The sequence below is a fragment of the Salinispora pacifica CNR114 genome, assembly GCF_000514775.1.
GTDB lineage: Bacteria > Actinomycetota > Actinomycetes > Mycobacteriales > Micromonosporaceae > Micromonospora > Micromonospora pacifica.
In genome coordinates this window covers 1-25,882 of the sequence record NZ_AZWO01000029.1, presented here as the reverse complement: position 1 = coordinate 25,882, position 25,882 = coordinate 1, and the positions used below count along the sequence as shown (strand labels likewise).

The following is a 25,882-nucleotide window of genomic DNA, read 5'->3' as shown; positions in this document are numbered from 1 at the left end:
AGGTGACGATGAGCGCAATCCCCGCATCGGCCCAGGTCCCCCGGTCGGGGCCGGGCCGGGCCGACGAACCGGACCGGCTCGACGTCGCCCTGCCGATGCCCGCGCCGACGACGCGCCGCCGGCCGGTCGACCGGCCGGCGGGCGCGGGCCGCGTGCCGTTCGCCGTGCCCGGGTCGCTGGGCGGGCGGGACCGCGTCGCGAACGGCGCGGTGGCCGCCGCCGCGGTGCACACCCTGCTCGCCCGGCACGCCGGCCGGTGGGCCGGCACGCTCGCGCTGCGTACCGGTGACCGCCGCCTGTCGCTCGCCCTCGACCTGCCCCGCCGGCTGCCGTTCGCGGAGGCCGCCCGGCGGGCCGGGGAGGCGGCGCGCCGGGCGACCGACGACACCGCCGGGGTCGGGGTGCTCGTCGACGTGACCGACGAGCCCGACGCCGCGCCGGTGGACCGGTACGACCTCGTGGTGCGCCTGCGGCGCGTCGACGGCCGGCCCACCGGCGAGCTGGCGTACCCGCGGGCGTTGTTCACCGCCGAGGACGCCGCGCGCCTCGCGGCCCGCCTGTCCACGCTGCTGCACGACGCCGACGCGCGCCCCGACGCGTCGCTGGGCGGGCTCGCGCTGCTGCCCGAGGCGGAGCGACGCGCCCTGGTCGCGCCGACGTCCGGCACGCCGGTGCCGGAGCGGACCCTGCCCGACCTGGTCGCCCGGCAGGCCGCCGACACGCCGGACGCGGTGGCGGTCGACGACGGCGCCCGGCGACTGACGTACCGCGAGCTGGTGGCCCGCAGCCGGGCGCTCGCCGCGCACCTGCGCGGACTCGGCGTGCGCCGGGGGGACCGGGTCGGCGTCGCCGTGCCCCGCGACGCGGACCTGGTCCCGGCGTTGCTGGGCGTGTTGTGGGCGGGCGCCGCCTACGTGCCCCTGGACCCCGAGCACCCGGCCAGACGGCTGGCCCACATCCTCGCCGACGCGGGCGTCGGCGTCCTGGTCACCGCCGGCCCGGACGGCGTGCGCGCCGCGCCAGGAACGGTCGAGGTCCGCCTGGACCGGCTTCCGGCGGCCGGCGACGCCGACGCGGGCCCGGGACCCGGGCCGGACGACGCGGCCTACGTCGTCTACACCTCCGGGTCGACCGGCCGGCCCAAGGGCGTGCTGGTGACCCACCGCTGCCTGACCAACTTCCTGTGGTCCATGCGTGCGCGCCCCGGGCTGCCGTCCGGGGCGGTCCTGCCGGCCGTCACCACGGTGTCGTTCGACATCGCCGTGCTGGAGCTGTTCCTGCCCCTGCTCGTCGGCGGCCGGGTGCTGGTCGCCACCGGCGCCGACGCCCGCGACCCGCAGCGCCTGGCCGCGCTGCTGGCGCGCGCCGACGCCCGCGTCATGCAGGCCACCCCGATCACCTGGCGGCTCCTGCTGGACGCGGGCTGGACGCCGCCCGCCGGCTTCACCGCGCTCTGCGGCGGCGAACGGCTCCCCGTCGAGCTGGCCCGCCGGCTGCTCGACGCCGGGGTCGACCTGTGGGACCTCTACGGGCCGACCGAGACGACCGTGTGGTCGTCGGCGGCCCGCCTCACCGGCCCGGCCGCGCGTGAGTTCGCCCCGGTCGCCAACACCAGCCTGTACGTGCTCGACGACGACCTCGAGCCGGTGCCCACCGGTGCGCCCGGCGAGCTGTACGTCGGCGGTCGGGGCGTGGCCGCCGGCTACGTCGGCCGGCCCGCGCTGACCGCCGACCGGTTCCTGCCCGACCGGTACGCCGCCGAGCCGGGCGCCCGGCTCTACCGCACCGGCGACGTGGCCCGGCGACGCGCCGACGGGAGCGTCGAGATCCTTGGTCGCACCGACGACCAACTGAAGATCCGCGGGTTCCGCATCGAACCGGCCGAGGTCGAGAACGTCCTGGTCGACCAGCCGGGAGTGGCGGCGGCCGTGGTCGGCGCGGTCGACGACGACGCCGGCGGACCCCGGCTGGTCGCCTGGCTGCGCCCGACCGACCCGACCGACCCGCCCGGCCCGCGGGCGCTGCGCCGGCACTGCTCCCGGCTGCTGCCGCCCTACCTGGTCCCCACCCGGTTCGTGCTGCTCGACCGCTTCCCCACCACCGCCAACGGCAAGATCGACCGCTCGGCGCTGACCGTGCCGGCGGACCCGGAGGCGGGCGACCACGACGACCACGCCGACGACACCCAGGGTCGGTTCCCGGCCGACGCCACCGAACGACTTGTCGCCCGGGTCTTCGCCGAGACGCTCCGCCGCCCGGTCACCGATGCGGACGACGACTTCTTCGCCCTGGGCGGGCACTCCCTGCTCGCCACCCGGGCCGCCGGCCGGCTGCGGGCCGAGACCGGCGCCGACGTGCCGGTCGCGGTGCTGTTCGACGGTCGCACGGTCGCCGAGGTGGCGCGCCGGCTGGCGGCGGCCGGCCCGGTCCCGGCCACCGACGCGCCGACGACCGGGCCGACGACCGGACCGGCGACCGGACCCGCGCCGCTGTCGTTCGCGCAGCGCGGCATGTGGCTGCTGCACCAGCGGGACCCGGACGGCAGCGCCTACCACGAGCCGCTGGCGATCCCGCTGCCCGACGGCGTGCCCACCGACCGGGTGGAGCGCGTCGTCACGTCCGTAGTCGAGCGGCACGAGATCCTGCGGACCCGCTACGTCGGGGCCGACGCCGAGCCGGTCCAGGTGGTCGACCCGCCGACGCCGGTGCGCCTCCGCGCCGAGCGCGCCGACCTGGTCGACGTCCTCGCCGAGGAGACGGCCCGCCCGTTCGACCTGGCCGCCGCCGCGCCGGTGCGGTGGCGCCTGCTCGCCGACCCGGCGGGCCGGCACACGCTGCTCGTGATGCTGCACCACATCGCCGTGGACGACCGGAGCGCCGGGCTGCTCGCCGACGAGATCGTCGACGGCTGCGCGGGCCGCAGCCGGCCCGCCCCGGCGCTGCGCTACGCCGAGCACGCCCGCCGCGAGCACGCCGCGGCCCGGGGCGAGCGCGCCGCGCGGCACCTCGACTTCTGGCGCCGGCGGTTGGCCGGGGCCCGGGCGACGGAACTGCCCGCCGACCGGCGCCGGCCCGCCGACCGCAGCGGCGCCAGCTTGCGCTTCGAGGTCCCGGCGCCGGTGGTGGCCCGCCTCGACGAGGTCGCCGCCGGGCAACGCGCCACCCGGTTCGGTGTTCTACTGGCCGGCTTCTTCGCCGTCCTGGCCCGGCACAGCGGCCGTACCGACGTGACCGTGGGCGTGCCCGTCTCGATCCGCGACCGCCCCGAGCTGGACCACGTCCTCGGGCTGTTCGTCAACACCGTCGTGCTCCGCGCCGACCTGGACCGCGCGCCGGCCTTCACCGACCTGGTGGCGGCCGTGCGCGACGAGACGCTCGCCGCCTGGGCGCACGCCGATGTGCCGTTCGAGCAGGTGGTGGCGGGCCGGGCCACCGGCGTCGACCCGCTGCGCAACCCGCTGTTCACGGTGCTGTTCACGATGCACGACGAGGCGTTGTCGGCGGGTTCCGAGCCGCCGCCGCACCGCGAGGTGAAGGCGGAGCAGAGCTGGCACCTCACCCCGCGCCCCGACGGCGGCCTCGCCGGCCGGGTCGACGTGGCGGCGGCCCGGTTCGACCCGGAGCTCGTCGCCGCCCTCGCCGCCGGGTACGTCCGGGCGCTGGCGACCGTCGCCGACGCCCCGGCCACCCCGGTCGACCGGCTGGCGCCCGGGCAGCCGACGCCCGCGGCCACCCCGTGGCCCGCGCCGGACGACACCGCCGTGACGGTGGCCCAGCTCGTCACGGGCCGCGCCGAACCGGACGCGGTGGCGGTCACCGGCAACGGCCCGAGCCTCACCTTCACCGAGGTGGACCGCCGGGCCAACCGGTTGGCGCATCGGCTGGTCGGGCTGGGCGTCGGGCCGGACCGGATCGTCGCGGTGCGGCTGCCCCGCACCCCGGACCTGGTGGTGGCGCTGCTGGCCGTCGTCAAGGCCGGCGGCGCGTACCTGCCGCTGGACCCGCGCGACCCGGGTCAGCGGCAGGCCCGCGCGCTCGCCGACGCCCGGCCGGTGGTGTTCCTCGGCGCCGCCGACGAGGGACTGCCGCTGCCCGCCGGCGTCCGGCTACTCGACCCGACCGCACCGGCCGAGCGGGCGGCCCTGCGGCGCCTGCCGGACACCGCCGTCCCGGTAACCGTCGACCCGGACGACCTGGCCTACGTGGTCTACACCTCCGGCTCGACCGGGCAGCCCAAGGGCGTGCTGGTCACCCACCGCGGCCTGACCGCCTACACCCGCTGGGCGAGCGCCGCGCTGCTGCCGCCGGGCGGCGGCGGCTCGCCGCTGCACACCTCGATCGCGTACGACCTGGCGGTGACCTCGCTGTTCCCGGTGCTAGCGGCCGGCGAGCCGGTGCACCTGCTCGCCGAGGAACCCGGCGTGGACGCCCTCGCGCCGGCGCTGGCCGAGGCGGCCACCGGCACCCCGTACGCGATGGTCAAGCTGACGCCCACCCACCTGGACCTGCTGGCCACGGCGGCGCCCGGGGCGACCGGCGGGGCCCGCTGCCTGGTGATCGGCGGTGAGCCACTGCACGGCGACCGGCTCACGTCCTGGACGGCGCAGGCTCCGGCGACCCGGATCGTGAACAGCTACGGGCCGAGCGAGACGGCGGTCGCCTGCGCGGCGCACGTCACCACCGCCGGCGCGGTCGGCGACGGGCCGGTGCCGATCGGCGAGCCGCTGCCCGGCGTCACCGTCCACCTGCTCGACGAGGCCCTGCGGCCGGTGCCGGCCGGCGCGGTAGGCGAGATCCACATCGGCGGCTGCGGGGTGGGCCGCGGTTACCTGGGTCGCGCCCGGGCGACCGCCGACCGGTTCGGGCCCGACCCGTGGGCCGCGCGACCCGGCGCGCGGCTCTACCGCACCGGTGACCTGGCCCGACGGCGCGGCGACGGGACGATCGAGTACGTCGGTCGGCGCGACGACCAGGTGAAGATCAACGGGTACCGGGTGGAGCCGGGTGAGGCCCAGGCCGTCCTCGCCGCGCACCCGGCGGTCCGCGCCGCCGCCGTGGTGGCCGACCACCGGGATCCACGCGCGCCGAGGCTCGCCGCCTACGTGGTCCCCGCCACCGACGAGGCCACCCCCGCGCGGCTGCGCGCCCACCTGGCCGACCGCCTCCCCGCCCACCTGGTGCCGACGCTCTGGGGCACCGTGGCCGAGCTGCCGCTGCTGGGTAGCGGCAAGGTGGACCGGCAGGCCCTGCCGCACCTGGCCACGCCGCAGGTGGCCGGCACGCGGTACGAGCCGCCGGCCTCCCCCGCCGAGCGGGTGATCGCCGCGGTATGGGCCGAGGTGCTCGGGGTCGCGCGGGTGGGCCGGCACGACCGGTTCCTCGACCTCGGCGGGCAGTCCCTGCTGGCCACCCGGCTGGCGGCCCGGCTACGCGACCGCCTGCCCGCCCCGGTGACGGTGCGCGACGTGTTCGCCGCGCCTACCGTCGCCGCACTCGCCACCGTCGTGGCCGAGCGGGCCGGGGCCCTGGTCGAGCGGATGTTCGACGACGACGGCGGCGCGGCCGGGCCGCAGGCGCCGCCGGTCGAGGTCGACCGGGCGCTGCCCCGCGCCGACCGGGCGGGGCCGCTGCCGCTGTCCTTCGCGCAGCGGCGGCTGTGGTTCCTCGACCAGGTCGGCGACGGCGTCGACTACCTGGTGCCGACCGCGCTGCGCCTGCGTGGCGATCTGGATCCCGACGCGCTGTCCGCCGCGCTGACCCGGGTCGTCGCCCGGCACGAGGTGCTGCGCACCCGCTACGTCGCCGGGCCCGACGGCGAGCCGGCCCAGGTGGTGGACCCGCCGCCGGCGCGGATCGCGCTGACGCCCGAGGACGCCGACCCGGCCGCCGTGCTGCGCGCCGAGGTGGAGATCCCGGTCGACCTGGCCGCCGGGCCGGTGCTGCGGGCGCGGTTGCTGCGGGTCACTCCGCTGGAGCACGTGCTCCTGCTCGTCATCCACCACATCGCGGTCGACGGGCTGTCGATGGGGCTGATCGCCGGGGAGCTGGCGGACGCCTGCCGGGGGGTGACGCGGGCGCCGCTGCCGGCCCAGTACGCCGACTTCGCCGTCTGGCAGCGCGACCGGCTCACCGGGCCCGAGCTGGACCGGCTGCTCGACTACTGGCGGCAGCGGCTCGCCGGGTCGGAACCGACACACCTGCCGGCCGACCGGCCCCGGCCGGCGCAGCGCGACGCGCACGGCGACCTGGTGCGGTTCACCGTGCCGGCGACGGTCGCCCGGCGGCTCGACGAGGTCGGTCGCCGCGCCGGCGCCACCGGCTTCATGACCTGCCTGACCGTCTTCCTGACCCTGCTCGCCCGCCACACCGGACGGACCGACGTGACCGTCGGCGTGCCCACCTCCGGGCGCACCACGGCCCAGGTGGAGCAGCTCGTCGGCTTCTTCGTCAACACGGTGGTGCTGCGCGCCGATCTCGCCGGTGACCCCTCGTTCGCCGGGCTGCTCGGCCGGGTCACGGACGTCGCCGCCGAGACGTTCGCGCACGAGGAGCTGCCGTTCGATCGGCTGGTGGAGGAGCTGGCCCCGCAGCGGGACCGATCCGGCAACCCGCTGTTCGACCTCCTGTTCGCCTACCGGGAGGCCGGCGACGAGCGGTTCGCGCTGCCCGGCCTGGACGTCACCGTCGAGCCGACGCCCACCCACACCGCCAAGTTCGACCTCACCCTGGAGGTGACCCGCCGGCCCGACGGCGGCCTGACCAGTGAGATCGAGTACGCGACCGCGCTGTTCGACCGGAGCACGGTGGAGCGGATCGCCGGGCACTTCGGCCACCTCTTGGCCGGCGCGGCCGAGGCGCCCGACCTGCCGATCAGCCGGCTGCCGATGCTCGACGCCGCCGAACACCGGGCCGTCGTCGAGCACGGTCGCGGGCCGGACCGGCCCCGCCCCGACGCCGGCCTGACCGAACTCGTCGCCGAACAGGCGGCCCGCACGCCCGGGGCGGTCGCGGTCGAGTACGGCGACGAGCGGATGCGCTACGGCGACCTCGACGCCGCCGCCAACCGGCTCGCCCGGCATCTGCGGGCGGCCGGCATCGGCCGCGACGACGTCGTCGGGCTGTGCCTGCTGCGCCGGCCCGACCTGGTCGTGGCGCTGCTCGGCGTGCTGCGGGCCGGTGCGGCGTTCCTGCCGCTGGACCCGGCGCACCCGCCCCAGCGGCAGGCCCTGATGCTGCGCGACGCCGGCGCCCGGCTGCTGCTCACCGCGGACGGGTCACCGCCCGGCCTGGCCGCGACACTCGGCGCCGAGGTGCCCACCCTGGACCTGACCGCCGAACGCGCGCAGATCTGGGCCCGGCCGGCGACCGCACCGGCGCGTACCGACCCCGACTCGATCGCGTACGTCATCTACACCTCCGGCTCGACCGGCGCGCCGAAGGGCGTGGCGGTCCCGCACCGCGGCATCCGCAACCGGGTGCTCTGGGCGGTGCGGCGGTACGGTTTCGGGCCGGACGACCGGATGCTGCAGAAGACGTCGGTCAGCTTCGACGCCAGTGTGTGGGAGTTCCTCGCACCGCTGGTCAGTGGCGGCGCGGTCGTCCTGGCCCCGGCCGGCGCCGAGCGCGACCCGGCGACCGTCGTCGACCTGGTGGCGCGGCACCGGGTCACCGTGTTGCAGGGGGTGCCGTCGTTCCTGCGGCCACTGGCCGACGAGCCGACCCTGGACCGGTGCGTCAGCCTGCGGCTGCTCTTCTCGGCCGGGGAGCCGCTCGCCGACGACCTGGCCCGCCGGCTCACCGGCCGGCTGCCGGTCACCCTGGTCAACACGTACGGGCCGACCGAGGCCTCGATCGACGTCACCGCCTGGCAGTACGACGACACCGGGCCGGCCGGCGGGCCGGTGCCGATCGGCGTGCCGCTCGACAACACCCGCGCGTTCGTCCTCGCCGGCGACGGGTCGGTCGCGCCGTTCGGCGTGCCCGGTGAGCTGCACGTGGCCGGCGAAGGACTGGCCCGCGGCTACCTCGGCCGGCCCCGGCTGACCGCGCAGCGGTTCGTGCCCGACCCGTACGGGCCGCCCGGGTCCCGGGCCTATCGCACCGGGGACCTGGCCCGGCGGCGCGCCGACGGCGCCCTGGAGTTCCTCGGGCGCACCGACCAGCAGGTCAAGATCCGTGGCGTCCGGGTGGAGCCGGGCGAGGTGGAGACCGTGCTCGCCCGGCACCCGGCGGTGTCGACCGCGGTGGTGGTCGCCCGGCCGGGGCCGGACGGGCAGGCCCGACTCGCCGCCTACCTGGTGACGCGGGGGGCGCCGCCGGCACACACCGAGATCCGCGCGTTCCTGCTGGCCCGGCTGCCGGAGCCGTACGTGCCGTCGGTGTTCGTGCCGGTCGACCGGATGCCGCTGACCACGAGCGGCAAGGTGGACCGGGCCGCGCTCCCGGAGCCCGGCTTCGACCGGCGCGGCGAGTTGGTCGCGCCGCGCACCCCCACCGAGCGGACGGTCGCGGCGATCCTCGCCGAGGTGCTCGGGCTGGACACGGTGGGCGTCACCGACGACTTCTTCGAGCTGGGCGGCCATTCGCTGCTGGCGATCCGGTTCGCCGGCCGGCTGCGGGCTGCCCTCGGCGCCGCCGCCTCGGTGCGCTCGGTGCTCGAGGACCGCACCGTCGCGGCCGTGGCGGCCCGCCACGCCGACCAGGCCGCGCCCGTCGTCGACGGTGGTATCGCCGGCGCGGCGGCCGACGGGCCGGCCCCGTTGTCCCACGCCCAGCAGCGGCTGTGGATCCTGCACCGGCTGGACCCGGACGGCACGCAGTACCACGTGACCTGGGCGGTGCGGCTCGCCGGCCGGCTCGACCCGGACGCGTTGGCGGCGGCGCTCACCGACGTCGTCGCCCGCCACGACGTGCTGCGCACCCGCTACCCGGCCGGCCCGGACGGCACGCCGGCGCAGGTCGTCGAGCCGGCCCGGCCGGTCCGCCTGCCGGTGACCGAGGCGCCGCCGGTCCCCGACCGCGTCGAGCGTGACGACCGACTCGCCGCGCTGGTCCGTGCCCTGGCCGACCGGCCGTTCGACCTGGAGTCGGCGCCACCGGTGTCGCCGCACCTGATCCGGCTCGGCCCGGACGACCACGTGTTCGTCCTCGTCATGCACCACATCGCCGGCGACGGCTGGTCGGACCGCGTGCTGGCCCGCGACCTGTCCGCCGCGTACCGGTCCCGGCTCGCCGGCCGCCCGGCGGCGCTGCCGCCGCCCGCGGTGCGCTACGCCGACGTCGCGGTGTGGCAGCGGGCGCGGCTGACCGACGAGACGGTCAGCGCCGAGGTGGCGTTCTGGCGCGAGCGGCTGGCCGGGCTGTCCCCGCTCGCACTGCCGACCGACCTGCCCCGCCCGCCGGTGCGCGACGGCCGCGGCGCCAAGGTGGACGCCCGGCTGCCCGCCGAGGTGGCGCGCCCGCTGCTGGCCATGGGCCGGCGCTGCGGCGCGACCCCGTTCGTGACCTTCCTCGCCGTCTTCGCCACGCTGCTGGGCCGGCACGCCGGGACCGTCGACGTGCCCATCGGCACCGTCGTCGCCGGTCGTGACCGCCCCGAGCTGGAGGACCTGGTCGGCCTGCTGGTCAACACCGTGGTGCTCCGCGTCGACCTCGACGGCGACCCGGACCTCACCACGCTCCTCGGCCGGGTCCGGCGGCACGTGGGGGACGCGTTCGCCCACGACGAGCTGCCGTTCGACCGGCTGGTGGAGGAGCTGGCGCCGCAGCGGGACCTGTCCCGCTCGCCGCTGTGCGACGTGATGATGGTGGTCGACGACGCGGCGGGCGACGGGCTCCGGCTCGCCGGCCTGCGCGCGGACCGCCTGGACACCGGGCGCCGGACCGCCAAGTTCGACCTCACCCTGACCCTGACCGCGGAGCCGGACGGCGGTTACCGCCTGGAACTGGAGTACGCGACCGCGCTGTTCGGCGCGGACACCGCCCGCCGGATGGCCGCCCAGTTCGGTGTCCTGGCGGCGGGCGCGGCGGCGGCGCCGGGGACGCCCGTCGGCCGGCTGCCGTTGCTCGGCGAGCGGGAGGGGCGGGAGCTGGCCCGGCGCTGGAACCCGCCGGCCGAGCCGGTCGACCGGGAGTGCCTGCACGAGGCGTTCGCGGCGCAGGTGCGGCGCACCCCGGACGCGGTGGCCGTGGAGAGCCCCGCCGGCCGGTTGACCTACGCCGAGCTGGACCGGCAGGCCACCGCCCTGGCGCACCGGCTGCGCGGCGCCGGCGTGGCGCCGGAGCGACCGGTCGCCGTACTGCTCGACCGGTCGCTCGCGGTGCCGGTGGTGCTGTTCGCCGTGCTGCGCGCCGGCGGGGTGTACGTGCCGCTGGGCACCGGTCAGCCGCCGGAGCGGTTGGCCGTCCTGCTGCGTGACCTGCGCCCGGCGGCCGTGGTGGCCGGGAAGCGGGTCGCCGACCGGATCGACGTCGACGGCACGCCGGTGGTGGTCGTCGGCGAGACCGGGTCGGCGGAGGACGCCACGTCGGGCGACCTGCCGGCCGGCGACCCGGACCGGCTCGCCTACATGATCTACACGTCGGGCTCCACCGGCCGGCCCAAGGCGGTGATGGTGCCGCACGCCTCGTACACCCACCACTGCCGGATGATCGCCGAGGTCAGCGAGCTTCGCGACACCGACCGGGCGGTCCTGCTCTCGGCGCTCACCTTCGACCTGGCGATGGAGCAGCTCGGGGCGATCCTGCTGGTCGGCGGCACCGTGGTGATCAGCGACGCCCAGTTCTGGGCGCCGTCGGAGCTGCCCGACCGGTTCGCCGCCGCCGGGATCACGCACGTCCTGCTCACCCCGGCCTACTACCGCGAGGTGATGGCCGGGGTGCGGCACCGGGATCCGCGGTTGAGCCGGCTGCGGCTGGTGCACGTCGGCGGCGAGGTGGTCACCCACGAGGACGCCCGCCGGTGGCACGCGGCGCAGCTTCCCGGCCGGTTCGTCTGCGCGTACGGGCCCACCGAGGCCACCATCGTCTCGCTCACCCATCCGGTGTCGGCGGCGGTGGTGAGCCCGGCCCGGACGCCGCTGCCGATCGGCCGGCCGGTCCCCGGCACCCGCGCGTACGTGCTCGACGACGACCTGTGGCCGGTGCCCACCGGGTTCGTCGGTGAGCTGTGCCTGGGCGGCGAGCGGGTCAGCCGCGGCTACCACGACCGGCCGCGACTGACCGCCGACCGGTTCGTGCCCGACCCCTTCGGTGAGCTGCCCGGGCAGCGGCTGTACCGCACCGGTGACCACGTGCGGCAGGCCGCCGACGGCACGGTGGAGTTCGTCGGCCGCGTCGACGGCCAGGTCAAGCTGCGCGGCCTGCGGATCGAGCTGGGCGAGATCGAGGCGGCGCTGGCCACCCACCCCGAGGTGCGGGCCGCCGCCGCGGCGGTGCACGGCGACGACGGCGACCGGCGGCTGGTCGCCTACGTGGTGCCGCACGCGGGCGTCACACCCAGCCCGGCGCTGCTGCGCCGCCACCTCGCCGACCGGGTGCCGGACTACATGCTTCCGGGCGCCTGGGTGACGCTGGACCGGCTGCCGCTCAACGCGAGCAAGAAGGTCGACCGGGCGGCGCTGCCGCCGCCGTCGCCCGCCGACGTGGACGACTCCGCCGCCGAGGTGGCCCCGCGCACCGAGGTCGAACAGGCCATCGCCGGCGCGTGGACGCAGGTGCTGGGGCTGCCGTCGGTCGGCGTCGAGCACGACTTCTTCGCGGTCGGCGGGCACTCGCTGCTGGCCACCCGCCTGCTGGCCCGGCTGCGGGACCTGTTCGGCCTGGAGATCCCGCTACGGGCGCTGTTCGAGGCGACGACGGTCAGCGCGCAGGCGGCCATGTTGGAACGGCTGGCCGAGAGTCTGGACGGCGACACCGGGTCGACCGACGCCGGGATGGGAGTGAGTGGAGCATGAGTGCTGAGGCGATCCGCCCGCCGCAGGGGGCCGGCGCCCGGCTGCTGCGGGACCGGCTGCGGGCCCGCGCGTCCGACCCGACGCCCGACGGTGACCGGCTGCCCGACGTGGTCGCGGTCCCCCGCGACGGTGTGCTCCCGCTGTCCTTCGCCCAGCGCCGGCTGTGGGTGCTCGACCGGATCCGTCCCGGCGGCGTCGACTACGTGGTGCCGATCGCGCTGCGCCTGGACGGGGACCTGTCCCGGCTCGACCTCGGGGACGCGCTGCGCCGCCTCGTCGCCCGGCACGAGATCCTGCGGACCCGCTACGTCGAGGGCGCCGACGGCGAGCCGGTGCAGCGCATCGACCCGCCCGGCCCGGTGCCGCTGGAGTTCGTCGACCTCGGCGGCGCGCCGGAGTCCGCGCTGGACTCGTTGCTCGAGGCCGAGGCGCTGCGGCCGTTCGACCTGGCGAACGGGCCGGTCCTGCGGGCCCGGCTGATCCGCTCCGGGCCCCGCACGCACGTGCTCGCCGTCCTGCTGCACCACATCGCGATCGACGGCTGGTCCTGCGACCTGCTGGTCCGCGACCTCGCCGCGCTGTGCGCCGGCGCGGACCCGCAGCCGCCCGCGTTGCAGTACGCCGACTTCGCCGCCTGGCAGCGCGCGCACCCCGCCGACCCGGACGGCGTCGCCTACTGGACCCGGCAGCTGCGCGACCTGCCGGCGCCGGAGCTGCCCACCGACCGTCCCCGCCCGGCGGTGTGGGACGACACCGGCGGCACGGTGCGCTTCGACGTCCCGGCCGACCTGGCCCGCCGGGCGGGGGTCGTCGCCCGCGAGCACCGGGCCACCCCCTTCATGCTCCACCTGGCGGTGCTCTGGACGCTGCTGGCCCGCTGCACCGGGCAGACCGACTTCGCGGTGAGCACCCCGATCGCCGGCCGCACCCGCCGGCAGACGCACGACCTGATCGGTCACTTCGTCAACATGCTCGTGCTGCGCGCCGACCTGGCCGGCGACCCGACCTTCGCCGAGCTGCTCGACCGGGCCCGGAGCACCGCGATCGACGCCTACAGCCACCAGGAGGTGCCGTTCGAGCAGATCGTCGATGCCCTCGCCGTCGACCGCGACCTGGCCACCCATCCGCTGACCGGGGTCAACCTGACGCTGCAGAACAACGAGCCGGCCCGGTTCGAGGCCGCCGGCGTCACCGGCGAGCTGGTCCCGGTCCGGTCACGGCGCGCCAAGTTCGACCTGGGCTGGACGCTCGAGGAGCGCCCGGACGGCTCGTTCGGCGGCGAGGTGACCTACCCGCACGCGTTGTTCGACGAACCGACGATCCACCGGATGACCCGGATCTACCGGCGGCTGCTGGAGGAGGCGGTCGCCGACCCGGGCCGCCCGGTCGGCGCCCTGCCGATGCTCGACGGCCCGGCGCTGGCCGAGGTGGTCCGGCCGCCGGCGGGCGCCACGCCGGCCGGGCCGTGCCTGCACGAGCGCTTCGGCGAGCAGGCCCGCCGCCGCGGCGACGCGGTCGCGCTGATCGCGGGCGCGGACCGGCTGACCTACCGCGAGCTGGACGAGCGCGCCAACCGGCTGGCCCACCGGCTGCGCGGGGCCGGCGTCGGGCGGGAGCACCTGGTGGGCATCTGCCTGCCCCGCGGCCTGGACCTGGTGGTGGCCGTGCTCGGCGTGCTCAAGGCCGGCGCCGCCTACCTGCCGCTGGACCCGGACCACCCGCAGGAGCGGCTGGGTTTCCTGCTGCGCGACGCGGACGCGCACGTCCTCGTCACCGACCGCGCCCTGGCCACCCGGGCGCCGACGGAACCGGACGACGAGGTGATCGTCCTCGACGACCCCGCCGAGGCGGCCCGGATCGCCGCGCTGCCGGGCGACCCGCCGCCGGCGCCGGCCCACCCCGACGACCTGGCCTACGTCATCTACACCTCCGGGTCGACCGGGCAGCCCAAGGGGGTGCAGGTCACGCACGGCAACGTGGTGCGGCTGCTGACCGGCACCGAGCAGGAGTACCGGTTCGGGCCGGACGACGTGTGGGCGCTGTTCCACTCGTACGCGTTCGACGTCTCGGTGTGGGAGATCTGGGGCGCCTTGCTTTACGGCGGCCGGCTCGTGGTGGTGCCGTACCCGGTCTCCCGGTCGCCGTGGGAACTGGCCGACCTGCTCGCCGCCGAGCGGGTCACCGTGCTCAACCAGACCCAGTCGGCGTTCCGCTCCCTGGTCCAGCTCGCCGAGCGGGGCGAGGGCGACCTGGACCGGCTCCGGCTGCGTCTGGTGATCCTCGCCGGCGAGGCCGTCGACGTGGAGTCCCTGCGCCCCTGGTGGCAGCGGTTCGGCGACGAGACGCCCCGACTGGTCAACATGTACGGCATCACCGAGACCACGGTGCACAGCACCTACCGCGCCCTGACCGTCGCCGACCTCGACCGGCGGCGCAGCCCGATCGGGCGTCCCCTCACCGACCTGACCGTCCACCTCCTGGACGACCGGTTGCAGCCGGTGCCGCTCGGCGTGCCCGGGGAGATCTGCGTCGGCGGGCCGGGGGTCACCCGCGGCTACCTCAACCGGCCGGCGTTGACCGCCCGGCGGTACGTGCCGGACCCGTACGGCGCGCCGGGCGCCCGCCTGTACCGCTCCGGCGACAAGGCGCGCATGGTGCCCGGCGGTGAGCTGGAGTTCCTGGGCCGGTTCGACGACCAGGTGAAGATCCGCGGCTTCCGGGTCGAGCTGGGTGAGGTCGAGGCGTGCCTGGGCGCGCATCCCGACCTGAAGGCGGCGGTGGTCACCGTCCAGGAGACCGGCCCGGGCGAGCACCGGCTGGTCGGCTACCTGGTGCCGCGCACCGACACCGTGACCGTGCCGCAGGTGCGGACCCACCTGTCCCAGCGGCTGCCCGCCTACATGGTGCCGGCGGTGCTGACGGTGTTGCCGGAGCTGCCGCTGACGGTCAACGGCAAGGTCGACCGGCGGGCCCTGCCGGCGCCGGACGAGGCCCGCCCGGAGCAGCGGCAGGAGTACCGGCCACCGGCCACCGCCGCGGAGATGGCGATGGCCGGGCTGTGGGCCCAGGTCCTGGGCGTCGACCTGGTCGGGGTCCGGGACAACTTCTTCGCCCTCGGTGGCGACTCCATCCGGGCGGTACGCCTCGTCGGACTGCTGCGGGACCGGGGCTTCGGCTACTCGGTGCAGGACCTGTTCCGCCACCAGAGCATCGCCGAGCTGCTCGCCGGCGGTCCCGGCCAGCACGCCGCCGAACGGGTGGGCACCCCGCCGTTCGCGCTGCTCGTCCCGTACGACCGGGCCCGGATGCCGGAGGGCGTGGTCGACGCGTACCCGATGGCGCGGGCCCAGGCCGGCATGGTCTACGAGTTGCTGGCCGACCCGGAGAACCGGCCCTACCAGAACGTCACCAGCTATCTGGTGCGCGACACCGGCGACTTCGACCCGGCGGCGCTGCGGGCGGCCGTCGACGGCGCGGTGGCCGCGCACGAGATCCTGCGCACCTCGTTCGACCTGGCCGGCTTCGCCGAGCCGGTGCAGCTCGTGCACCGGGCCGCGACGCCCGAGTGCGCGCACCACGACCTGCGCGGGATGCCGGCCGACGAGCAGCGGGCCCAGCTGGACCGGTTCCGCCGGCGGGAACGGGTCCGGGTCTTCGACCTCGGCCGGGCGCCGCTGATCCGGGTGCACGCGCACCGGGTCACCGACAAGCGGTGGTACCTGTCGCTCACCGAGTGCCACGCGATCCTCGACGGGTGGAGCCACAACTCCCTGGTCTCGGAGCTGCTGGCCGGCTACCGGGCGCACCGGGCGGGGCATGCGCCGCCCACGCCCGAGACGACCGCCGTCCGGTTCGCCGACTTCGTCGCCCAGGAACGGCACAGCGTCACCGACCCGGCCGACCGGGGTTTCTGGGCCGGGCGGCTGGCCGGCGTGGAGCGGCTCACCATCCCGGCGGCCTGGGGCGACCCGGCGGCGACCGGGACGTGCGCGGTGCACGTGCCCTACCGGGACGTCGAGGAGGGCCTGCGCGAGCTGGCCACCCGGGCCGGCGCCTCGCTCAAGAGCGTGCTGCTCGCCGCGCACCTCACGGTGTGGCGGCAGGCCACCGGCGCGACCGCGTTCCACGGCGCGTTGGTGAGCAACGGCCGCACCGAGGCGCAGGGCGGCGACCTGGTCCGGGGGATGTTCCTCAACCCGGTGCCCGTGGTGGCGCCGCCGGCCACCGGCAGCTGGCGGGACCTGGTCCGGGCGGTCTTCGCCGAGGAGGTGGCGCTCTGGCCGCACCGCCGCTATCCACTCGCCGAGATGCAGCGGCTCTTCGGCGCCGGCGGCCGGTTGCACGAGGTCGCGTTCAACTACCTCGACTTCCACGTGCTGGACCGGGTCACGGTGGACACCGAGGCGAGCACCGACGTCAGCCCCAACGAGTTCCCGTTCGCCGTGTCCACGCTCGGCGGCGCGCTGGTCATGATGGCCCAGGCCGCGCGGATCGACAGGCGGCACTGCGACCTGCTGGCCGGCATGTACCGGGCGGCGCTGACCGCCATGGCGACCGACCCGGACGGCCCGGCGACCCGGGCCCTGCTGCCGGCGGCGGCGCGGGAGCGGCTGCTCTCGGCCGGCGCCGGGCCTACGATGCCGGTTGCCGTCCGCGGCCTCCACCAGCTCGTCGCCGAGCAGGCCGACGAGCGGCCGTACACCGTCGCGGTGCGCACCGCCGACGACCGGCTGACCTATCGCGACCTGCGCAGCCGGGCCCGGACGTGGGCGGCGCGGCTGCGGGCCGCCGGGGTACGCCCCGGTGACCGGGTCGGCGTCTGCCTGCCCCGGGAGCCGGAGCTGCTGGCGGCGATCGCCGGCATCGCCGCGGCCGGCGCCGCCTGGGTGCCGGTCGACCGTCGCGATCCCCTGCCCCGGGTCACCGCCGTCCTGGCCGACGCCGATGTCCGGGCGGTCGTCGCCGGGCCGGAGCACGTCGGCCGGCACGGCGGGCGGCCGGTCCTGACGCCCGACCCGGACGCGCGCCGCGACGACGGCGCGCCGCTCCGGCAGCCGCACCCAGACGACGTGGCGTACGTGGTGCACACCTCCGGCTCCACCGGCCGGCCGATGGGCGTGGTGGCGACCCACGGCGCGCTCGCCGACCGGGCCGCCGCGATGCGCCGCAACCTGCGGCTGACCGCCACCGACGTGGTGCTCGGGGTGGTGCCCGTCTCCACCGACGTGGCGCAGCTCGCGCTCGCCGTCACGCTCGGCTGCGGCGGTCAGCTCGTGCTCGCCAGCGAGGACGACGCCCGCGACCCGGTGTCCCTGGCCGACCTGCTGCGCCGCACCGGGGCCACCGTCATGCAGGCCTCCCCGACGACGTGGCGGATGCTGCTGGAGTCGGGCTGGACCCCGCCGGCCGGGTTCCGGGTGCTCTCCGGCGGGGAGGCCGTCGACGCCGGGCTGGTGCGCCGGCTGGCCGCCGACGGCGCCGAGGTCTGGGACAACTACGGCCCGAGTGAGGCGACCGTCTTCTGCTTCGGCTCCCGGCTCTCCGGCCCCGACGCGCCGGTCTGGACGCCGGCCGCGAACACCACCGTCCACCTTCTCGACGACGACCTCACGCCGGTGCTGCCCGGGGTGCCGGGGCAGATCTTCGTCGGCGGCGACGGGCTGGCGCAGGGCTACCTCGGCCGGCCCCGGGCCACCGCCGGTGCGTTCCTGCCCGACCCGTACGCCGCGACGCCCGGCGCGCGGCTCTACGCCACCGGCGACATCGGCCGGTGGGACCAGGACGGCCGGATCGTGGTGCTCGGCCGGCGCGACCACCAGGTGAAGATCCGCGGCTTCCGGATCGAGCTGGGCGAGGTCGAGCACGTCCTGCTGACCCAGCCGGGGGTGCGCGGCGCGGTGGTGCACCCGGTGGCGGGCGGCGACGGCAACCGGCGGCTCGCCGCGTACCTGGTCCTGGACGCCGGGGGCACGGCCGCCGAGGTGCGGCGGCGCGCGGGCGCCGTGCTGCCGGACCACATGGTGCCGGCCACGTTCACCGTGCTGCCGGCGTTCCCGCGCCTTCCCAACGGCAAGATCGACCGGGGTGCCCTGCCGGCGCCGGCGCCGGACGAGACCGCGCCGGCCCTCCCCTACCGCGCGCCACGCGGGCCGGTGGAGCAGGCCATCGCCGCGACCTGGGCCGACCTGCTCGACCGGGGCCGGGCCGGCCGCGACGACGACTTCTTCGCCATCGGCGGTCACTCCCTGCTGATGCTGCGGGTCATCGCGCGGCTGCGCCGGGTCGACGGGATCGACCTGAGCTTCCGGGACTTCCTGACCCACCGCACCGTACGCGGCATCGCGGCCGCCGCCGGCGCCCCGGACCGGTCGCCCGCCTCGGCGCTGCTGTGGCTCCGCCGCGACGGCGCGGGGACGCCGCTGTTCTGCCTGCACCCCGGCGGTGGCAGCGCGCACTGGTACCGGGAGCTGGCCGCGGTCGCCGAGCAGCCGGTCGCCGCGTTCGAGTGGCCCGGGCTGCACGACGGCACGGTGGCGGCCACGGACGTCCCGGCCATCGCCGGGCATTACCTCGACGAGCTGCGGGCGGCCCGTCCGAGCGGCCCGTACCACCTGCTCGGCTGGTGCGCCTCCAGCGGGATCGCCTGGGAGATGGCCCGCCGGCTGCGCGCCGACGGCGAGCGGGTCCGGCTGATCCTGCTGGATCCGGTGAACGACGACGCGGCGGCGGACCGGGAGGCGCACCGGGCACGCGTCGGCGCGCGGCTCGCCCGGCTGCGCGACGCCGAGCGGGTCTGCGCCGCCGTGGCCGACGAGGGCGCCGACCCGGCCCGCCGGGCGGACCTCCTAGCCACCATCCGGGAGCTTGTCGACGACGCCGACGCCTGGGTCGACGACGCCGACCTGGGCGACGTGTGGGCCCACCGCCTGCGGGCCTGGCGGCACCTGCTCCAGGCCCGGCTCGACTACCGGTTCCCGACCTACGCCGGCAGCGTCGACGTGCTGCTCAGCGACGAGGTGGCGGCCGGGGACCACGAGTCGGCGCTGGACCTGCGGCCGGCGGAGTACGTGCGGCGGTGGCGCGGGGCCGCCGCCGGGGACGTCCGGGTGCACCGGGTCGCCGGCGACCACCTGGGGGTGCTGCGACCGCCGCGGGTCGCCGCATTGGCGGCGGTGCTGGCCGCCGTGACCGGGGACACGACGACCGACGGGGGACGGAAGTGACTGACGTGCGCGGGCGCCACCTGATCTCGCTGCGGGACCTGACCGACGAGCAGCTCGCCGAGCTGGTGCGGCGCAGCGTCGACTTCGCCACCCGTGGTCGGGATCCGGCCGGGGCGTTGCGCGGGCGGGTCATCGGTGTGCTGTTCACCAAGACGTCCACCCGCACCCGGACGGCGTTCACGGCGGGCGCCCTGCGGTTGGGCGCGCAGGTGGTCACGTACGGGCCGGGCGACCTCCAGCTCAACACCGGCGAGACGATGGCCGACACCGCGCGGGCGCTGGGCGGGATGCTCGACGCGGTGGTGGCGCGCACCGCCGGCCCGGAGGCCGAGCTGCGTACCCTGTCCCGACACCTCGGCACGGTGATCAACGCGATGAGCGCGCAGGAGCACCCCACCCAGGCGTTGGCCGACCTCAGCACGATGCGGGCGCGCTTCGGCGACCTGACCGGGCTGCGGGTGCTCTACGTCGGTGAGGGCAACAACACGGCGTCCGCGCTGGCGCTCGCCCTGCCCCGGCTCGGGCTCGACCTGGAGCTGCGTACCCCACCGGGGCACGGCCTGCCGCCCGCGCTCGTCAACGAGGCGCGGGCGCTCGGCGCCCGGTCCGGGGGGCGGATCCGGCAGCGGCACGACATGGCGGCGCTGCCGGCGGGGGTCGACGTGGTCTACACCACCCGGTGGCAGACGACCGGCACCACGAAGCCGGACCCGCAGTGGCGTCGCGTGTTCGCGCCGTTCGCCGTGGACGCGGCGCTGATGGCGCGCTTCCCCGACGCGGTGTTCCTGCACGACCTACCGGCGCACCGGGGCGAGGAGGTCGCCGCCGAGGTCCTCGACGGTCCGGCCAGCCTGGCGTTCGAGCAGGCCCGGCACAAGCTGCACAGCGCCATGGCGGCGCTGCACTGGACGCTCGGTGAGTGAGCGGCCCGGCCCGGGGATGCACGCGAACGGGGAAGTTCCCGGCGCCGGTCGGTCCGCCGCCGGGCCGGGGCTGGTCGCGAGCCTGCTGCCGGCCGGGATCTGCGTGGTCGAGGAGACGTCGCAGGACATCGTCGACGTCCCGCTGTTCCCGCAGGAGCAGGCGGTGATCCGCAACGTCGTCCGGCGACGCCGGGAGGAGTTCACCACGGTACGGGTGTGCGCGCGGCGGGCCCTGGCCCGGCTCGGCATCTCCCCGGTGCCGGTGCTGCCGGGCCCGCACGGCGCGCCGATGTGGCCGCCGGGCGTCGTGGGCAGCATCACCCACTGCCGGGGCCACCGTGCCTGCGCGGTGGCGCTGGACAGCGAGATCACCGCGGTGGGCATCGACGCCGAGCCGAACCAGGTCCTGCCCTACGACATGCTGGAGGCGATCTCGCTGCCGTCGGAGCGGGCGGCGATCCGCCGGCTGCCGGTCACCACCCCGGCCGTACACTGGGACCGGTTGCTGTTCAGCGCCAAGGAGGCGATCTACAAGGTCTGGTTCCCGCTGACCGGCCGCTGGCTCGACTTCTCCCAGGCCGAGGTGGCGCTGCGCGCCGACGGCGGGTTCACCGCCCGGCTGCTCGTCGACGGGGCCCGGGTCGGTTCCCGGCCGGTGGTGGGGCTCGCCGGCCGGTGGTGGGCGACGAACTCCGTCCTCGCGACCGGCATCGTCGTCCCCGCCGTCGGGTCGCCGCGGCCACACGGGTGAGGCCGCCGGCCGGCGACTCCGGACGACCGCGCCGGGCCCGGTCAGCCCCGGTCGGCGCCGGCGCGCTCCACCGCGTACGCGTGGATCAGCGGGTTGATCTCGTAGCGGTCCCAGTCCCGCTGCTCGACCAGGTTGCTGTCGACGAGGGCGCCGACGACCCACCAGGCCTGCCGGCCGGAGGTGCGGGCCAGCGCGGCTGCCGTCTCGAGGTCGAAGGCCGACCCCCCCGTGGCCTCCCAGCGCGTCGAACATCGCGGCGGCCTCGGCGGACAGCGCCCGGTACGACCAGTGCAGCACCTCCCGCATGCTCGAATGGGGTCGCCCGGCGTCTCCAGCACGTCCAGCAGCTCGCCGGGCGTGCTGGCCTCGGCGAACGCCTCGGCCGGCAGCCGGGCCGCGCTGATCCGCTCGGCGGCGATCCGCACCGCCAGTGGCAGTCGGCCGCAGGCGGCCACCACCGTGCGCAGCACCGACCGGTCCTCGACCGTCCCGCCGCCGATGACGCAGCGGATGAGGCCGACCAGGTCGTCGTCGCACATGGGGTCGAGGTTCACCCGGCGGGCGCCGTCGCGGGCGGTCAGCCCGGACAGCCGGTTGCGGCTGGTCACCAGCACCAGGCAGGACCGGCTGGGCGGCAGCAGCGGCCGGACCTGCTCGATCCAGCGCGCGTTGTCGATCAGCAGGATCATCCGCCGACCGGCCATCAGGCTGCGGTAGAGGCCGGCCCGCCGGTCCACGTCCGAGGGCAGGTCGGGCTCGACGCCGAGCCCGGCCAGCAGGTGACCGAGCGCCTCCGCCGACGACATCGGCTCGGGCTCCCGGGCGAAGCCGCGCAGGTCGAGGTGGAGCTGCCCGTCGGGATACCGGTCGGCGATCTGGTGGGCGAAGTGGACCGCCAGGGTCGACTTGCCGACGCCGGGTGGGCCGCCGATGAGGATCACCGGTGGCGCGCCCTCCGCCTCCGCCTCGCACACCGACTTGTAGAGGCCGGCGATCTCGCAGTGCCGGCCGAGGAAGCCCGGGACGTCGCGCGGCAGTTGGGCGGGGTTCATCGGCAGCGCCGCGGGGGTGCCCGCCGACGGCCGCGCGGGCGGCGCCGTCGAGCCCGGCCCGACGGGGCCGGGCCGACCGGTGTCCGCGTCGGAGGCCGCCCCGGAGACACCGGCGTCGGTGGCGTGGACCTCACCGCGCAGGATCTGCTCCTGGAGACGCCGCATCGCCGCCGGCGGGTCGAGGCCCAGCTCGGTGCTCAACGTCTCGCGCAGGTCCCGGATCTCGGCGAGGGCCTCGGCCCGGCTGCCGAGCCGGGCGTAGCTGAGCACGAGCAGGTGCCGCAGGCGCTCCCGCAGCGGGTGCAGGCGGACCAGCGGCACCAGTTCGCCGACCGCCTCCATCTGCCGGCCCAGCTCCAGCAGCATCTCGGCCCGGTCCTCGAGCACGGCCGGCCGCAGCTCGTCGAGCCGGGCGCGTTCGGCCTCGACGAACAGGCCGTGGGTGCCGTCGAGGGCGACCCCGCGCCACAGGGCCAGGCCCTGGGACAGCTCCGTGACGGCCCGGTCCGTGTCGCCGGCCGCGCGTAGCTGCCGCGCCCGCTCGACGTGCTGGATGAACGAGCAGGAGTCGACCTGGGTCGGGTCCAGGCGCAGCACGTAGCTGGACCCCTCGGAGAGCAGCACCTGGGACGGCGCGCGGTGCGGGCGGTGCGGTTCGAGGAGTCGACGCAGCCGGTTGACGTAGGTGTAGATGCTGTTGGTGACCGTGAGTGGCGCGTCGAGTCCCCACACCCCGTCGATCAGGTCGTCGCGTCGGACCCGCTGGTTGGGGCGGGCGGCGAGCGTCGCGAACAGCGCGCGCTGGCGCGGCGACCCGAGATCGGAGCCGGCGCCGTCGACGACGGCCGAGACGGGTCCGAGCAGGCTGACCTGCAATGCCTTTCCCATTTGGTCGAAACCCCGTATCTCTGTCGGCGGGAGACGCGTACCACGCAGAAAGCAGACAGGCTCGTGAACGGTGGCTGTCGGTGTCGGCGAGCGGTGGCGGCGGTCAGCGCCCCAGGCTTCGGTAGCGCGCCTCGGTGCGCTCCTTGTGCGGCTTCCACCACCACTCGTTGGCCCGGTACCAGTCGACGGTGTCGGCCAGGCCGGCCCGCAGCTCGACGTAGCTCGGCCGCCATCCCAGCTCGGTGCGCAACTTGGTGCTGTCGTTGGCGTACCGCAGATCGTGGCCCGGCCGGTCGGAGACGTGTTCGTACGCGTCGCGCGGCTGGTCCATCACCTCGAGGACGAGTTCGAGGATCTCCCTGTTGCTGCGCTCGTCGCCGGACCCGATAAGATAGGTCTCGCCGATGCGACCGCGCTCGAGAATGGCGTGCACCGCGTCGTTGTGGTCCTCGACGTGGGTCCACTCCCGCACGTTGAGCCCGGCGCCGTAGAGCTTCGGACGGGCGCCGACCAGGAGATTCGTCACCTGCCGCGGAATGAACTTCTCCACGTGCTGGTAGGGGCCGTAGTTGTTGGCGCAGTTCGACAGCGTGGCCCGGACGCCGTACGAGCGGACCCACGCGCGGACCAGCATGTCCGAGGCCGCCTTGGTGGCCGAGTAGGGGCTCGACGGGTCGTAGCGGGTCTCCTCGGTGAACTTCTGCTCCGCGTCCAGAGCGAGGTCGCCGAACACCTCGTCGGTGGAGACGTGGTGGAACCGGCGGTCGTGCCGCCGCACCGCCTCGAGCAGCGTGAACGTGCCCGTCACGTTGGTCCGCACGAACGGGGCGGGGTCGTGCAGCGAGTTGTCGACGTGGGACTCGGCGGCGAAGTGCACCACCACGTCGCACTCGGCGACCAGCCGGTCGACCAGTTCGGTGTCGCAGATGTCGCCCTGGACGAACCGCACCCGGTCGGCGACCGGCTCCAGGGCCCGTCGGTCGCCGGCGTAGGTGAGTGCGTCGAGCACGGTGATGTCGTACGTCGGATGGTTGCGGAGCGTGTGCTGGACGAAATTGGCACCGATGAATCCGGCGCCTCCGGTGACCAGCATCCGCGCTGTGTCGAGCATCCTCTTCACATCCTCCAGGATTCATTTGAGTTCCCCCCGCTTTGATGGAGCGGTGGTTACCTGCTCCCGGCTGGTGCCGGGGTGGCGATAGGTGGTTCGGCTGGTTGCGTCTGGCGGGTGTGCCAGGCGGTTTCGTATTCGTTCGGGCTGAGGTAGCTCAACTCTTTTGGATGCGGCGGGTGTTGTACCAGCCGTCGATATAGGCGAAGATCGCGTTCTCGGCCTCGTCGCAGGTCCGCCACGAGGTGCGGTAGACGAGTTCGATCTTCAACGTTGACCAGAAATTCTCCATCAACGCGATGTCGTAGCTGTCGCCGACGGAGCCCATCGAGGGCAGGATCCCGTTGTCCTGCAAGCGTTCGGAGAAGCGGAACGACGTGTAGTTCGATCCCCTGTCCGAGTGGTGGATCAGTTGGCCGTTACGGACATCGCGGGACCAGATGCCGTACTCCAGGGCGGCGAGGATCAGGTCGGTGTCGCAGCGGTCGGAGGTCTTCCAGTCGACAATCCGGCGGGAGAACAAATCCCGGACCGCGGCGAGCCAGAACACGCCTTCGCCGCACGGAATGCGGGTGGCGTCGGCGACCCAGAGCCGGTTCGGCCCGTCGGCGGTGAACTGCCGGTTGACCAGATCCGGCGCCGGCGTGTGCCGGGGATCCTGTCGGGTGGAGCCGCCGCGCCAGCCTCGACGCAGGAACGCCCCCTGCCATCCCTGCCGGGCCATCAGCCGCTCGACGCGTTTGCGGCCCACGCCGATGCCGTCACGGCGTAGCTGCCGGTGGACCCTGTCCGCGCCGTAGGTGCGCCCGGAGGCCTCCCAGATCTCGTGGATGTTGGAGATCAGGCCCAGGTCGACCACGTCCCGGTCGCAGGGCTGCTCGGCCTGCTTAACCCACGCGTAGTAGGTCGAGGCGCCGATGTTCAGGACCCGTAGCAGGAGCGCGACCGCGAACTGGTCACGGTGTTCATCAATGAACGTCATGACCGTCGCCGGGTCGGGTCGAGCTCCGCCGCGAAATACGCGCTCGCGGCATTCAGGATCACATTCGCCCGCCGCAACTCAGTGACTTCCCTACGCAGCCGGCGGTTCTCCTCGGCCATCTCGCTGGTCGGCCAATCGTGCCGCTCGTCGGCATCTGCCTCGGCCTGCCGGATCCAGTTCCGCAGCGCCTCGTGATGCACGCCAAGCTGCTCGGCCAGACGCCGGATCACGGGCTTCGGGTCCGACTCGCGATACAGACGCACAGCGCGCTGACGTAACTCATCGGGGTACTTCTTCGGTGCTGCCACGGACGACTTCCTCCCCCCACAGCCATCAAACCTGGTTAAGAAGCTCCATGAAAGCGGGGGTATCTCACATTCTCCCCTCGGCCGGCACCACGACCGAGGCCAAGCCGCCAGCGCCCGCCGTAGCCGGCCGCCGAGTGTGTCGCCCCACGCGCCTCGACCCAGGGCCGGCCGCCCGCGGGTGTGGCGGTCGTGCGTTGTCGTGCCCCCGCATGACAACGCACGTCGCCGAACTGACACCCCCCCTGTCCGGGCGGCCGATACCGCGCCCACAGCGCGGGTGTGGACGCCTTTTCCGCACCGCGCCCGCGCCCGATCTCCGTCACCCAAACAGGAGGGAGCGTACACTCCCGCTCGGCGCATGTGTCAACATCTGTTTCGTCGGCGCTGCTATTTGCGACACTGTCGTTTAGTACTCCAGCCGGGGATTGTGATCACGGCTCGGTGAGGGCTTGCCGGGCGTAGTGGCTGGTCGTGGCTCGTGCTTGGTGACGGCGTCGGCGTACGGACCAGAGCAGTGGGTCGCAGCGGCGGCGGGCGGGTTCGATGATCAGGACGTTGAACAGGTGACGTAGTTCGTTGACGGTCAGCGCGATCAGCCCGGCCGGATCGGGACGGCTGCGGTGCGCGGTCGCGGCGGCGAGGAAGGCGTGGGCGAGGATCGCCAGGGTGGTCCAGCGGTGCCAGGACGTC

8 protein-coding genes and 1 pseudogene are annotated in these 25,882 nt (G+C 75.7%); 4 read left to right on the top strand and 5 right to left on the bottom strand.

Annotated elements, in window-relative coordinates; all coding sequences use genetic code 11:
- Positions 1-8: 8 nt before the first annotated feature.
- The 4 genes from B118_RS28470 to B118_RS0117850 are packed head-to-tail and all read left to right on the top strand — an operon-like array spanning position 9 to position 20,851.
- Positions 9-11,954: a non-ribosomal peptide synthetase gene (locus tag B118_RS28470; RefSeq protein ID WP_050592819.1), complete on the top strand. Its 11,946-nt coding sequence runs from the start codon at positions 9-11 to the stop codon at positions 11,952-11,954.
- Complete coding sequence (locus tag B118_RS33475; RefSeq protein ID WP_028193133.1) at positions 11,951-19,177, top strand: non-ribosomal peptide synthetase; 7,227 nt, start codon at positions 11,951-11,953, stop codon at positions 19,175-19,177. Before B118_RS28470 ends, B118_RS33475 begins: the two co-directional genes overlap by 4 nt.
- The gene (locus tag B118_RS0117855) at positions 19,174-20,100 is read left to right on the top strand and encodes an ornithine carbamoyltransferase (RefSeq protein ID WP_028193132.1); all 927 of its coding nucleotides are present in this window, start codon (positions 19,174-19,176) and stop codon (positions 20,098-20,100) included. Before B118_RS33475 ends, B118_RS0117855 begins: the two co-directional genes overlap by 4 nt.
- Positions 20,093-20,851, top strand: coding sequence for a 4'-phosphopantetheinyl transferase family protein (locus B118_RS0117850; RefSeq protein WP_238323990.1), 759 nt, complete (start codon positions 20,093-20,095; stop codon positions 20,849-20,851). The genes B118_RS0117855 and B118_RS0117850 overlap by 8 nt, the downstream gene beginning before the upstream one ends.
- Positions 20,852-20,892: 41 nt before the next feature.
- Here the strand turns inward: B118_RS0117850 and B118_RS28465 are convergent, their stop codons facing one another.
- The 5 genes and pseudogenes from B118_RS28465 to B118_RS0117825 all read right to left on the bottom strand — a co-directional run.
- Positions 20,893-22,791, bottom strand: a complete 1,899-nt coding sequence (locus B118_RS28465) for an AfsR/SARP family transcriptional regulator (RefSeq protein WP_050592818.1) — start codon at positions 22,789-22,791, stop codon at positions 20,893-20,895.
- A 103-nt stretch (positions 22,792-22,894) separates the two neighbouring features.
- Positions 22,895-23,884 (bottom strand): dTDP-glucose 4,6-dehydratase, encoded by a 990-nt coding sequence (gene rfbB, locus B118_RS0117840; RefSeq protein WP_028193130.1) that lies wholly within the window; start codon positions 23,882-23,884, stop codon positions 22,895-22,897.
- Between the two features lie 175 nt (positions 23,885-24,059).
- A complete protein-coding gene (locus B118_RS28460) occupies positions 24,060-24,884 on the bottom strand; it encodes an IS3 family transposase (protein WP_155256558.1) in 825 nt (274 codons plus the stop codon).
- Positions 24,881-25,192: a transposase gene (locus tag B118_RS32170; protein WP_028193129.1), complete on the bottom strand. Its 312-nt coding sequence runs from the start codon at positions 25,190-25,192 to the stop codon at positions 24,881-24,883. The genes B118_RS28460 and B118_RS32170 overlap by 4 nt, the downstream gene beginning before the upstream one ends.
- A gap of 431 nt (positions 25,193-25,623) precedes the next feature.
- A pseudogene (locus tag B118_RS0117825) lies at positions 25,624-25,882 on the bottom strand (IS701 family transposase); the annotation flags it as partial.